This is a genomic window from Paenibacillus sp. JJ1722, assembly GCF_048282685.1.
Taxonomy (GTDB): domain Bacteria; phylum Bacillota; class Bacilli; order Paenibacillales; family Paenibacillaceae; genus Paenibacillus; species Paenibacillus polymyxa_B.
This window is the reverse complement of the sequence record NZ_CP182500.1, coordinates 236,948-250,983: the sequence shown is the minus strand read 5'-3', so window position 1 is coordinate 250,983 and position 14,036 is coordinate 236,948. Positions and strand designations below refer to the sequence as shown.

General features: G+C 44.7%; 10 protein-coding genes. 8 read left to right on the top strand and 2 right to left on the bottom strand.

The features are described 5' to 3' along the window. Positions 1–284 precede the first annotated feature (284 nt). The 8 genes from ACM1ND_RS01030 to ACM1ND_RS00995 all read left to right on the top strand — a co-directional run bounded on the left by ACM1ND_RS01030 (position 285) and on the right by ACM1ND_RS00995 (position 11,633). Entirely contained in the window at positions 285–806 is a 522-nt protein-coding gene (locus ACM1ND_RS01030; protein ID WP_023986542.1) for a ClbS/DfsB family four-helix bundle protein, read from the top strand. A gap of 75 nt (positions 807–881) precedes the next feature. Further along, positions 882–1,517: a uridine kinase gene (gene udk, locus ACM1ND_RS01025; RefSeq protein ID WP_013308305.1), complete on the top strand. Its 636-nt coding sequence runs from the start codon at positions 882–884 to the stop codon at positions 1,515–1,517. 260 nt (positions 1,518–1,777) lie between these two features. Further along, on the top strand, positions 1,778–3,337 hold the full coding sequence (locus ACM1ND_RS01020; RefSeq protein WP_069081020.1) for a response regulator transcription factor: 1,560 nt from the start codon (positions 1,778–1,780) through the stop codon (positions 3,335–3,337). Between the two features lie 38 nt (positions 3,338–3,375). Beyond that, positions 3,376–5,196, top strand: coding sequence for a cache domain-containing sensor histidine kinase (locus tag ACM1ND_RS01015; RefSeq protein WP_418026937.1), 1,821 nt, complete (start codon positions 3,376–3,378; stop codon positions 5,194–5,196). Positions 5,197–5,427: 231 nt separating this feature from the next. Beyond that, positions 5,428–6,717 (top strand): ABC transporter substrate-binding protein, encoded by a 1,290-nt coding sequence (locus ACM1ND_RS01010; protein ID WP_023986539.1) that lies wholly within the window; start codon positions 5,428–5,430, stop codon positions 6,715–6,717. 101 nt (positions 6,718–6,818) lie between these two features. Further along, positions 6,819–7,715: a carbohydrate ABC transporter permease gene (locus ACM1ND_RS01005; RefSeq protein WP_013308301.1), complete on the top strand. Its 897-nt coding sequence runs from the start codon at positions 6,819–6,821 to the stop codon at positions 7,713–7,715. Continuing rightward, positions 7,712–8,536, top strand: a complete 825-nt coding sequence (locus ACM1ND_RS01000; RefSeq protein ID WP_028541902.1) for a carbohydrate ABC transporter permease — start codon at positions 7,712–7,714, stop codon at positions 8,534–8,536. Before ACM1ND_RS01005 ends, ACM1ND_RS01000 begins: the two co-directional genes overlap by 4 nt. A 52-nt stretch (positions 8,537–8,588) precedes the next feature. Next, positions 8,589–11,633 (top strand): glycoside hydrolase family 2 TIM barrel-domain containing protein, encoded by a 3,045-nt coding sequence (locus tag ACM1ND_RS00995; RefSeq protein WP_418026936.1) that lies wholly within the window; start codon positions 8,589–8,591, stop codon positions 11,631–11,633. Positions 11,634–11,760: 127 nt separating this feature from the next. On the opposite strand, the gene ACM1ND_RS00990 is transcribed toward ACM1ND_RS00995, so the two are convergent. Then, positions 11,761–13,377 (bottom strand): DUF4179 domain-containing protein, encoded by a 1,617-nt coding sequence (locus tag ACM1ND_RS00990; RefSeq protein ID WP_418026935.1) that lies wholly within the window; start codon positions 13,375–13,377, stop codon positions 11,761–11,763. After that, the gene (locus tag ACM1ND_RS00985; protein WP_160788531.1) at positions 13,361–13,879 is read right to left on the bottom strand and encodes an RNA polymerase sigma factor; all 519 of its coding nucleotides are present in this window, start codon (positions 13,877–13,879) and stop codon (positions 13,361–13,363) included. Before ACM1ND_RS00985 ends, ACM1ND_RS00990 begins: the two co-directional genes overlap by 17 nt. Positions 13,880–14,036: the final 157 nt, after the last annotated feature.

Here is a 14,036-nt window from a genome sequence, read left to right as displayed (position 1 = left end):
ACTGATGAAGGGAATAATATCCCAACACCAATGAGGGGCCCCAAGCGCTATACTCCAATAATTATAGGCTTTTAAATAAATATTAAAATATGTCTAATTACTTATCTTTTGTCTTAATTTTTCTATTAATTTTGCATCCTGTTTCGTGAACACGTCAAATGATGTTTCATAAAATCACAAAAAACGATATTTTTTTATTTTTGAATAAGACATACAGTTGTCATGTTGAGAATGGTACATATAAAGGAGTGAGTATCATCCATATCATTTAAAGGAGCGATTAGATGTCCAGCTACGACTACGCTTCCAAATTGGAGTTAAAAGAAGCCATTCATGCCTCCTACTTACGATTTGACAGTGAATTCCAGGAGATCGACGAGAGCCAAAAGGATATTCGTATCCCCGAAGTAGATAAAACACCCGCAGAAATGATCGCCTACCAGCTCGGATGGCTTCATCTTGTCATGACATGGGACAGGGACGAACGGGAAGGAAAAACTGTCATCATGCCCGCTCCCAATTATAAATGGAATAGACTAGGCGAACTATATCAATCATTTTACAAGACCTATTCCCACCAATCTTTACGTGAATTACGTGATATGTTCAAGTTGACTGAGCAAAAGTGGCTGGATTGGATCGACACACTTAGCCATGAAGAGCTCTTCACTCAAGGCGTTCACAACTGGACGGGTACTAACCCGAACTGGCCCATGGCAAGATGGATTCACATCAACTCGGTGGCACCGTTTAAAACATTCAGAGCCAGGATACGGAAATGGAAGAAATACAAAGTTCAACAGTGATGAAAAAAAGTGTGCATTGTGCTACAATACTTGAGTTGTATCGGGATACATTTAGGGAAGGGTAAGTGAAACGCCATGCTTATTATTGGTATTGCCGGCGGTACAGGTTCCGGTAAATCGACGGTAGCACGCGCCGTCGTTGAGCGTCTGGGATCTAATAAAGTGACTTTCATATCTCAGGATAACTATTATAAAGACCATTCACATCTGAGTTATGATGAACGTGCTTTGGTCAATTATGATCATCCGTTTGCCTTTGACAACGAATTGCTTATTGAGCATCTCCAATGTCTGAAAAAAGGACAAGCGACACAAGCGCCAGTGTATGACTTTACGGTTCATGCACGCTCCACGGACGAGACGGTAGAGCTTCTGCCAAATCACATCGTTATGTTGGAGGGTCTGCATGTGCTGTCAGACGAAAAGCTCCGCAGCCTGCTTGACATCAAAGTATTTGTGGATACTGACCCTGATGTGCGCATTCTCCGTCGGGTTCTTCGCGATATTGAGGAACGCGGCCGCACCATCCATTCGATTCACGATCACTATTTGACTACGGTTAAGCCGATGCATGAGGCATTTATTGAGCCTTCCAAGAAATACGCTGACCTGATCCTTCCTGAGGGAGGACACAATGAGGTTGGTATTCAACTGCTGTCTATTTTGACTGAAAAATATTTGGCAGGAGATCGGACATGGGGTACTGTATAAGGTAATCCTGGTCGTTTAGGCTGTCGAGATTTTCTCGGCTGCCTTTTTTGTTGTTTTATATGCCATTTGGACTAAATTATTTTGGAATCCCCGTGTGGTTTATGTTAGCATGTAAAGATTAAATGCTTTAGATTTAAGCCAAGTTGGAAGCGTTGTCAAATATGTGCCTCAGATGATATGACGTCCACGTGATGGGGGTCTTTTTTGAATCAGGATTTTTGCAAAATCCTCGAATAGGTATAATTACGGAGAGTGCTGCCATGAATGAGCTATGCAACATTTTGATTGTCGATGATGAGATATTGGTACGGCAAGGGATTAAACACCATTTATCGTGGGAACAGTATGGATTTCGAATTGTAGGTGAGGCTTCTAACGGGAAAGAAGCATTGGAGCTGATTGAAACCTTGCGCCCTCATATTGTCATTACAGATATCGTAATGCCGATCATGGATGGCGAGGAGCTGACGCGCATAGTCAGACAGAACTATCCAGATATCGAAGTCATCGTGCTTAGCAGTTACGGTGAATTTAATTACGTGCGATCCACCTTTCAGCAAGGGGTTGCTGACTATATTTTAAAGCCCAAGCTGGACACGGATGAGTTGCTCCAAGTACTCCAGAGAACCGCTCGCAAAATTCCATCCATTCAATATCAGGCAGATGCTAATAATAGTCAAATTACAATAGATCATGTGATCGAAAAGCTGATCTCCGGGTATAGCATGGACTATGACGCTGAGTTGCTGAAGCAAGCATTTCCTTATAGCCGTTTTGCGCTCATAGGCGTGGAACAGTCAGCACCGCAGAATAAAGGACGCTCTATCTCTGCCTCGGACCTATTTTCCAAGCTATCAGATCAAGTGTCCTCTGCCTGTGAGCACATCGTACTGCGACAACTGCCGTCCGATGTCTATGCGGCTGTGTTTTTAGCCAATCTTGATCCTCGTGAAGTAGACGCCTGGATGGCTGCGATTAGGGAAGTTGCTCAGGAGACAAAGCGGGTCGATCCACAGACAGGCTGGGCAGTTAGCCATTTATTTGATGACTTCAATCAGATTAGTGACGTCTATCAGGATGAACTGCCAAAACTGCTGAGTTACCGCTTTTATTTCCCAGGAACAGCGCTGCTAATAGAAGACGAACTCCCTCCGCCTGTACAGGTGAACAGCTCGTTCAACTTAAAACAGTTTACAGAAGAGATGAAGCGTGAGCATTTTGATACAGCTTTTCAGGATTTGAGATCCTATGTAGCCGCCATGTCCGGCAACTATACCTCTACCGCTTTTGAATTCAAATCGCTTCTCGGAAATATCGTGTTCAACATTACGATTTTGCTTGGGAATCAGGGGTATGATATGAAGGAGCTGGATGCGGCGAAATATTCCTATTTCAAAACAATTAATGATGCCCCTCATGTACATGAAGCCGTGCGCCTTCTGGAGACTTTTTTGGAGGAAGCGAACAGACAGATCATGGCTAAAACGCAGCAAGGAAGTAGCGCAAGCATGAAAAAACTGCTGGAGTATATTGAGGAGCATCATGCTGAAACACTCAATTTGACGACACTTGGGCAATATTTTCATTTTAACCCTTCCTACTTGTCCAGTTATTTTACAGCACACCATACAGAGGGTTTTAGCGAGTATCTAAACAAAATTCGGGTCGAAAAAGCCGCGGAGTTACTACGGTCGGGGACGATGTCCATTTCGGATATTAGCAGCACGGTAGGCTATTCGGACCCCAGCTATTTTACCAAAGTGTTCAAAAAAGTGAAGGGCTACTCGCCCAGTCAGTACCGCCGGGAGCATCTCTATTAGGGAGTAAGCCACATCTGCCAGCAGAAAAGAGATTGATTATGAAAAGGTATATCCATAAGATCAAATATCAAGGTCTGTTCTTCAAAATCTTTATTGTTATGGTGGTCAGCATCACTGCGGTGTCCTTGCTGACCTCTTTGGTGACGATTCGGATGTCTGAACGACTTTTTGCTGAGACATTCAGTATTACAAATGCCAAGGTACTCAGCCAGATTCAATCCAGCTTTGAATCCTTCAATGATTCTATCGTGAATGCCGTAACCCATGCTTCGGAAAATGGAACGGTCAAAAACTATCTGACTGGCGGTCAATCTGACTCGATTAACTCGGCAAGAATTTACTTCGGAATGGCACAGCAAATGAAGCAAATTAAATCGAACGTCGATGCCTATGATGTCGGTGTCGCTGTAACAGGTCTGAACGGCCGGAGCTTTTACTCCGACTCGTCCTATTGGCCTGTAACTGCGGAAGAACTTAAAAGCAATGCTATTACAGCCCGAAGTGTAGCACGACCGGCACAGCTTATGTATCAATTGGATACTGAATTATTTCAGCAACAAATGAATAATACCGCGCAAAAGCCAACACCCTATATTATCGCCTCCAAACCATTTATGGAGCGGACCAGCGGCACCCTGTACGGCATGATCTACATCGCTATCCGGGAACCTGAATTTCGCCGTTTCTACAACAATTTCACAAGCAACGGTAATGATGTGCTTATTTTGGACAAGTCGGGACTGATTGTATCGAGCAACCGCCAGGACCTGATCGGACAACGCTCCAGTGAGCTGCTAGGCTATGCCACAAAAATCAATGAACAGGGGCTTAACTACATTAATGCGGATGTGATGAATAAGGAAAGTATCCTCCTTTCCAACTACATCCCTTCATTTGATTTTTATCTGGTGAACATGATCGACAGACAAGCGGCGATTGGGCAAATTATTGACGTTAAATCCGTTGTATGGATCTGCATTGCCATCGTACTGATTGCTTTGGTGATCGTTTTTCTGATATCCCGTCGACTGATTCGTTCCTTGACTCGACTGGTGAAGCAAATGTCGACCATACGCGAGAAAAATTTTGATAATTATATCCCGGTAACGGGCAGCTATGAGGTTAGACAATTAAGTCATGCTTACAACTACATGCTGGATGAACTAAATGACTATATCCGTAAGCTTTTAGAGACGCAAAAGGGTCAACGGAACGCAGAGCTTGCTGCACTACAACGGCAGATCAATCCGCATTTTCTGTACAATACACTGGCTTCGATCAAAATGCTGGTGCTCAAAGGAAATAAGGAAACAGCCGCCGAGACGATCAATGCACTCATTTCCTTACTGCAAAATACAATCAGCAATGTGAGTGAAACGATCACCATTGAGCAGGAAATGGCCAACATGCAAAATTATGTGTTCATTAACCATGTGCGCTACGGGCAGCGGGTACAAGTGAATTATTTTGTATCACCCGATTGTCTGGAGTACCATGTGCCCAAGCTCATCATTCAGCCTTTTATCGAAAACTCTTTTTTCCATGCGTTTAATGAAAAAAACGTAGGGCACATCTATATATTGGTGTCCAAAACGGAGGATACATTGATCTGTGAGGTGGTCGATGATGGAGACGGTATGGATTTGGACGGGCATACGGCGCAAGACGGACTTCCGAATCCCAAGAGCAAGCGCCAACTGTTCACAGGCATCGGCATCCAGAATGTGCACAACCGCATTACCCTTTTATATGGAGAAGAATACGGCGTGACCATCTCCAGTAAAAAGGGCGAGGGCACCAAAGTCAGAATGACCCTGCCATTGATTTTGAAATCAAACGAGAACGACTCCACTAAATAAATCTATACACTGAGCTTCAACCTAAAAAAAGTACCTAAACCAAAACAAAATACAAATGTAAGCGGTACCTTTTTTGATAAATCATAATAATAAGACCAATCCGTATAAAGATATTCCTAACACCGACAAAGTATGGATGGTACACTAGATTTATAAATGAGGTAACCGCTTTCATTCAAGAGGTTTAGAACTAGCAAGCAACATATAAAAAAAGAGTAGGGGTTGAACAAAATGAAAAAAATGACTTTCCTTCTGCTGATTGCAAGCTTGATCTTGCTATCCGCATGCTCCAGCAATTCCGAGAAAGCAGCTACTACCACAGATTCAGGCAAAAAAGAAATCACCGTCTGGGCTTGGGACCCGAACTTTAATATCGCAGCCCTGAAGCTGGCAAAAGATCGCTACGTTGCCAAACATCCAGATGTAACCGTAAACATTGTTGAATATGCTCAAAACGATATCGTACAAAAAATGAATGCCGGTCTTAACTCCGGTTCTACCAAAGGACTACCGAACGTGGTTCTGATCGAGGATTATCGGGCACAGAACTTCTTGCAAGCCTATCCCGATTCTTTCCATGATATGAGCAGCACGATCAAAGCAACCGATTTCGCTGATTATAAAATCGGACCGACTAGCTACAACGGCAAACAGTATGGTGTTCCATTCGACTCCGGTGTTATGGGACTGTATGTAAGAACGGACTATCTGGAACAAGCCGGCTACAAAGTAGCGGACCTGACTAATATTGATTGGGACAAATTTATTGAAATTGGTAAAGCCGTAAAACAAAAAACAGGCAAAGAAATGCTGACTCAAGATCCAAATGACCTCGGTCTGATCCGTGGTATGATCCAAACTGCAGGTTCATGGTACCTGAAAGAAGACGGTAAAACACCAAACCTGGCTGGTAATCCAGCTCTGAAAGAAGCGCTCTTGACGTACAAATCCTTGTTCGACGCTAACATTGTTAAAATGAATGCCGACTGGAGTCAGTTCCTGGCCGCATTCAACAGCGGTGCAGTTGCTTCCGTACCTACAGGTAACTGGATTACACCTTCGATTAAAGCAGAAGCTTCGCAATCGGGTAAATGGGCCGTTGTTCCTTTCCCTAAGCTGAAAAATATACCTGAATCCGTGAATGCTTCCAGCCTCGGCGGCAGCTCCTGGTATGTCCTTAACTCGGACGGTCAAGATACCGCTGCTGATTTCCTGAAAGAGACATTCGGAACAGATCAAGAGCTGTATCAAGATATGCTGAGCAAAATTGGAATTGTCGGTTCATTGAACGCAGCTTCCAGCGGTAAAGCTTATGACGTGGAAGATCCGTACTTCGGAGGCGACAAAGTATATAAGAAATTTGCAGAATGGACTAAGCAAGTTCCAAAAGTCAATTATGGCCTGCACACGTATGCCATTGAGGATATCATGACCGTTGAAATTCAAAACTATCTGAACGGAAAAGATGTAGACGCAGTTCTGAAAGATGCTCAAGGACAGGCGGAAGCACAGCTTAAATAAGACAGTCCATCTAGCCAAGGCTAAACAATAAAACGATAAGCACTTAAAACCTTGGGCTTGCGAGTTCAAGGTTTTATTGCTGCACAGGGAGTTGACATGGTATGAAGACAGCCGCGCCCAAAATAACTACAACACGTCTCAAAGCAGGTATGACAGGATGGTTGTTCATATCCATCGCAGTGATCATGATCGCCGCTTTTTATTTCTATCCGATGATTCAGGCGCTTATCTTGTCCTTTAAGACAGGTACAGGGTCTAATCTGAGCTTTAACGGCATTGATAACTACAAGCGACTCTTCACCGATAAAATGTTTATAACCGCCGTGAAGAATACGTTTATCTATTTAATTTTCCAGGTACCTTTGATGGTCATTCTGGCTCTGTTCATTTCGGTATTGTTGAATGATAAAAACCTGAAATTCAAGGGCTTTTTCCGCACAGCTATCTTCTTGCCGTGTATCACATCCCTTGTAGCATATTCGGTTGTCTTCAAGTACTTGTTCTCGTCCGACGGTCTGGTAAACTCCTTATTGCTGAATCTGCACGTGATTGGCACGCCCATCCAATGGATTACAGATCCTTTCTGGGCCAAGGTTACGATTATTATCGCGATCACATGGCGCTGGACTGGTTATAATATGATCTTTTACCTATCCGGTCTTCAGAACATTGACAGTTCCATCTACGAAGCGGCCCGTATTGACGGAGCTTCCCCTATCCGACAGTTTTTCAGCATTACAGTTCCACTGCTTAAGCCGATTATCCTGTTCACTTCGATTACATCAACGATTGGTACACTCCAACTCTTCGATGAAATTATGAATATTACCAAGGGTGGGCCAGGGAACGCGACATCTTCAATTTCGCAATATATTTACAATCTGTCCTTCAAATATTCATCCGACTTTGGTTATGCGGCGACCGTATCTTATTCCATCGTCATTATGATCATTATCTTGTCGATTATCCAGTTCAAAGTGGCAGGTGAGAAAAAATGATGAAAACAAAAAGAGCATTTACGTACGCCTTTCTGATCCTTGTGTCGTTCGTTTCGATTTTCCCGTTCCTCTGGATGCTATCCAGCTCCACGAACCTGTCGGTCGATGTGACCAAAGGCAAGCTTCTGCCTGGCTCCCATTTGATGGATAACATGCACAATTTGCTTGAAAAAGTAGACATCGTTACCGCACTAAGTAACTCTGCAAAAGTCTCCATCTCAACTACGCTGCTGGCTATGCTAATCGCATCACTGGCCGGTTATGGCTTTGAAATTTACAGAAGTAAAGCGAAAGACGTTGTCTTCAATATCCTGCTGATGTCTATGATGATTCCGTTTGCGGCGATCATGATCCCGCTCTACCGGATGTTCGGCGGTATTTCTAATGTCATACCGTGGATCGGTATTGATACACTCTCTTCTGTCGTCATTCCGACCGTAACTACGGCGTTCCTGATCTTCTTTTTCCGTCAAAGCACCAAGATGTTTCCAAAGGATCTACTGGAAGCAGGTCGTATGGATGGATTATCCGAGCTGGGTCTGTTCTTCCGGGTGTATATGCCTACGATGAAAACAACCTATGCCGCTGCCGCAATCATCACATTCATGTCCAGCTGGAACAACTACCTCTGGCCTCTGATTGTGTTGCAAACGCCGGAGAATCAAACGATTCCGCTGTTGATCTCGAACCTTGGCTCCAGCTATGCACCGGATTACGGTGTCATCATGATCGCCATTGTCCTGTCCACACTGCCGACTGCACTGGTATTCTTCCTGATGCAGAAACACTTTGTAGCGGGCATGGTTGGTTCGGTAAAATAACAAATTACTGTGTAATATCTTCATTTCATTTTAAAAATAAGGAGTGTTCGCCTTGACCATCCATACCCCTAGTCTGGACTGGCTGACCGACGTAACCAAATTTGCTGTACATCGGCTGCCCGCCTATTCCGATCACAAATATTACGCTACGCTTCAAGAAGCGGAGCAGCAAGCTGATATGGCTTGGCGTCATAGCCTGAATGGGAGCTGGAAGTTTAACTATGCAACGAATCCAGCCAGCCGTCCGGTAGAGTTCTATACTCCTGGCTTTGAGTATGGCGGCTGGAGCGATATTCAGTTGCCGGGTCACATTCAGACGCAAGGCTTTGGCCAAATGCAGTACGTGAATACGATGTATCCATGGGACGGACATTCGGACGTTCGTCCACCCCATATTCCGGAGGACCACAACCCGGTCGGGAGCTATATCAAAAGCTTTGTTTTGCCGGAAAATATGGCTTCGGGCGCGCAGCCTGTGTTCATTTCTTTCCAAGGCGTCGAGTCGGCTTTCTATGTATGGCTGAACGGACAATTTGTCGGTTACAGCGAGGACAGCTTTACACCATCTGATTTTGAACTGACACCGTTCCTGCAAGCAGGCGAAAACAAGCTGGCAGTAGAGGTATATCAAAGAAGTACGGGAGCGTGGCTGGAGGATCAGGACTTTTGGCGTTTTTCCGGTATTTTCAGAGACGTATATCTCTATACCATCCCTACTCTTCACGTACGTGACCTACATGCCAAAGCGGATCTGGATGCTTCCTACACGCAGGGCCTTCTGGAGCTGAAATTGACCTTGGAAAAGCCGGCAACGGCCTATGCAACTGTCGATGTGAAAGATGCTGCCGGCCATGTTGTAGCTTCTTTGAAAGCTAACTTTACTGATGGCACAGCTTCGCTGTCAGCAGCCTTGGAGCAAGTGCAGCGCTGGAGCGCGGAGAAACCTTATTTGTACACGTTGTTCATTCAAATTTATGATGCCAGTGGATCGCTCGTGGAAGTCATTCCACAAAAAATCGGCTTCCGTAAATTTGAGCTGATCAACAAGGTCATGCATTTGAACGGCAAACGCATCGTCTTTAAAGGTGTGAACCGCCATGAATTTAACGCTCGCACCGGACGTGCGATTTCCCGTGAAGATATGCTGTGGGATATCCGGACGCTCAAGCAGAACAATATGAACGCTGTTCGCACCTCTCATTATCCAAATCAGACTCTGTGGTATGAGCTATGCGATGAGTACGGGGTCTATGTAATTGATGAAATGAACTTGGAAACACACGGTTCCTGGCAAAAACTCGGCGCCGTCGAGCCATCGTGGAATATTCCCGCCAATCTGCCTGAGTGGCAGGATATCGTCATGGATCGCGCCATTTCCATGCTGGAACGGGACAAAAACCATGCGTCCATTCTGATTTGGTCCTGCGGCAATGAGTCATATGCAGGTGAAGTGCTGCGCAATGTAGCCAACTATTTCCGAGCCACCGACCCGAGCCGTTTGGTACACTACGAAGGCGTGTTTCACAACCGTACGTACGATGATACCAGCGATATGGAGAGCCGGATGTACGCCAAACCCGCAGATATCGAGCAATATCTAAACGACAATCCGCAAAAGCCGTATATCAGTTGCGAATACATGCATGCGATGGGCAATTCCGTAGGCGGCATGCACAAGTATACAGAGCTGGAGAACAAATACGAGCTGTATCAGGGCGGTTTTATATGGGATTATATTGATCAGGCTGTTATGAAAAAAGATCGCTACGGACGCGAGTACCTCGCGATCGGCGGCGACTTTGACGACCGTGCCACAGACTATGGCTTCTGTACGGACGGAATTGTCTATGCGGACCGGAAGGTTTCGCCGAAGATGCAGGAGGTCAAATTCCTGTATCAAAATCTGAAGCTCACCCCGAATCGCAGCGGTGTAACCCTGCGCAATGAAAACCTGTTCGAGGGAACGGGCGACTATGAGCTAGTATACAGTCTACTGCATGAAGGCCAAGAAATCGTACGTAATGCCATTCATGTAGATGTGGCGGCTCAGACCGAAGCGTATATTCCATTGACGTTCCCAAGCACAGACAAGAAGCCTGGGGAATATGTCATTCACACGGCGCTCGTATTGAAGGAAGCGACGCTCTGGGCTGAGGCTGGGCATGAAGTAGCCTTCGGACAACATATTTTCATTGTGGAAGATCCAAATCCGCTGAAGATCCCTACGGGCGGTGCCTTACGAGTGGTGCATGGTGATGTTAACATTGGCGTTCACGGTGCAGATTTCAGTATGATGTTCTCCAAAGGAGCAGGCAGCCTGACTTCACTTCGCTACGCCGGACGTGAGATGATTGCCATGCCTCCTGCCCCATTGTTCTGGCGGGCGACCACAGACAATGATCGGGGAACTGCTCTGGGCTTCGAAGCCGGTGGCTGGTTCGCTGCAAGTCTGACACGTAAATGCGTGGACATTCAGGTCACGGAAGAGCAGACAGACCGTGTAACCGTTACATTCCGCTACACGCTTAGCATCCATGCAGACGTACAGGTAACGGTAGCCTACACCGTCTTAGCGGATGGCAGTCTGAACGTAAAATCGACTTATGAAGGCGTCTCAGGACTGCCTAATCTGCCGATCTTTGCCCTTTCGTTCAAGGTTCCGGCAGACTACCGCCATCTGGACTGGTACGCGATGGGACCGGAAGAGAATTACATCGACCGTGCCTTTGGCGCGAGACTAGGCGTATTCCGTAACGAAGCTGCGGATAACGTATCCGGGTATGTCGTACCGCAGGAATCCGGCAACCGTACAGGCGTGCGCCGTGTCGATATTACCGACGATTCTCAGCGTGGTATTCGCATTACTGCTCCTGCCACCGCACCTGTGGAATGCAATATTTCACCGTACACAGCGTTCGAGCTGGAAAGCGCCTACCATCAGTATGAGCTGCCAAACGTCTACTACACCGTTGTTACCGTAGCCGGCAAGCAAATGGGCGTAGGCGGCGACGATAGCTGGGGAGCTCCGGTACATGAAGAATACCAAATTACAGCCGATCAAAAGCTGGAATTCGAATTTACCGTGCAACGAGTATAAATAAGCACGCTCACTGTATAGACAAGTAGATATAACAAAAGCCCTTCCGCTGCTTCCCTCATGAGAAGCTAAAGCTGGAAGGGCTTTTGTATTTACGTATCTGCAGAATAGGCAGCGATGGCCATATCTATTTCAAAAAAACTTCAATATCACGTCCAGGATCGCTGTACTTGTAGATGCCAGGATTTAGTTCCAATTTTCCGTCTAATTCAATGTTTTTGTAACGGTCAACATTAACTCCTGTGGATACCATGCCCTTCGCAATGATCTCAGGCACTACTTCTTTGCCGTTAATTCGCATCGTTGTTTGGTTGACGCCTTTGAAGCCAGGGGAACCGGATTTCGATTCGACAATCAAGTCTTTTCCCTCTGTATAGTATGTGAAATCAATTTGATAACCGTCCGCATTAAGCTCAGCGAACTGTTTTTCTTCCTTAGGTTTATGAAGAGTGATCCAATTCTTAGACGTATCACGTTTCTCGATGACAGCATCTTTCAATATAAGTTTCATTGGAACATCAGACCAGTCCTTATACCACTCTGGAGATTCAAATTGATATAAGTGTTGATAATTTTCAGGACCAGCTCCTTTAATATTCCACCCTCCGTTAATTTTTTTATCACCTATAACCAGCTGAGCTGTTTTATAATGAACAATTCCCTTTTTAAGTAAATCACGCTCTGTTACTAGAATTTCAATATCCAAGGGGGTAATAACCAGTTGGTCTAAGGTAGTGCCTGTATTTTCTTGGAATTCAGCGCTGCTATGCAGTTTCTTGGAATAAATCGCTTCACTTGCTTTTTTTCCATCCGCTTCAAATTCGAACTTCCAAGTACCCTCAATTCTTTTTGCTTCCTCAATATAACAAAAATGAAGGTTTGCCTTTTTCCAATCTTGTGCAGTCATGTTGAATACCTGCTCAATATGCAAGTCTGGGCTGTCGCTAGGTAGAATGGTTGGGATTGCGTCTATCTCTTTGTCGCCCACTTTCATTACCAAATGCGGGTTCCCACGTCCTAAATCGGATGGAGCTGCAGCAACTCTAAAGCGGACAACAGTCTTGTTGTTGATTTGTCGAACGGATTCTATATAAATGTTAGGATACTGCTTGGTCCCGGTAACGAGGGTATCCCCGGGTTGATGATCCGTCTTTAAAGGAATATCCTGATTACGATAAAAAATTAGATTCTGAGCCTCAAGTGTGTAACCTTTTTTACGCTCCTTTAAAGTATCAATAGTTTCATAAATGCCAAGGAGTTTCTGGCTTTTAGGATCGTAATTTAAATATCCGTGTGCTTGTTCCTTGGTATCAGAATTGCTAGTTACCGTAGTTTTCTCTATAGCAAACCCAATATAACTGGTTGGATCGGTTCCTGGATCCAGAGAAATAAGCATTTTCATTTTTTCGCCATCCGTTACAACACCATTCAAATTCATCGTAATGCCTGCATTGGATGCTTTTAGATCATACCGTTGTCCAATACCGTTATTTAGCGCATTGGTTACACTACGTCCGCCTATTCTATCCCAATTGATAGTCACACTAGCGAATACAGGGATGGCGACGAGCAGAAAACATGAGAATACGATACTCGCTGGAACAATTTTTGCTCTATGCATAGGTGCTTCCTGTGACTGTTGCAGAGTTGCTTTTCGTTTGGTTGCTTCCTGTTCTATATTTACCCACATTGCATCATATTCAGGTTGAGGAATGTTCTGTTCTTTTTCAAAATACCGACTCACTGCTACTCATCTCCTTTACTTGGGATATCACCATTTTTTTTAGCAGTTTAAGCCCCCGATTTAATCTAGACTTAGCTGTTCCTTCGGGTATATTTATAACTCTAGATATCTCCGGCACAGTCAATTCGTTTACATAACGAAGGACCACGACCATTCGAATTTTATCTGGAAGCTTGTTATATAGCTTGTGTAGCTCTGTCTTAGTTTCTTGATGATATAAGCTCTCTTCCACCGGATTAAATGAATGAGGGCGTGACAATAAAAAAGTTCGTATTTCCTTCATCAGTCCAGTTTTCCGCCTTCTAAGCACATTGCTGCACTCATTAGAAGCAATTCGCAAAATCCATGATTTGAGATCTTGTACTCTGGACCTGTCGGCCAAAAGTGCTTTGACAAACACTTCCTGGCAAACATCTTCTGCATCTGCTTGATTTTGCATCAAATAATAACAAAAATAATATATCTGCTCCTTATATAGTTCAAACAGCTCTCGATCAGTCATATACGTGCACCTCCCTTGTTGTGGTCTCATCTATTAAGACTAATAACGGAGTACAATCGTTCATTTACATCGAAAAAAGGCGGCCCTGTATAGGACCACCTACAAACCTACTGTGCCATATGCTCAATTCACTGCTTTTATCAATCAAAAAACCACC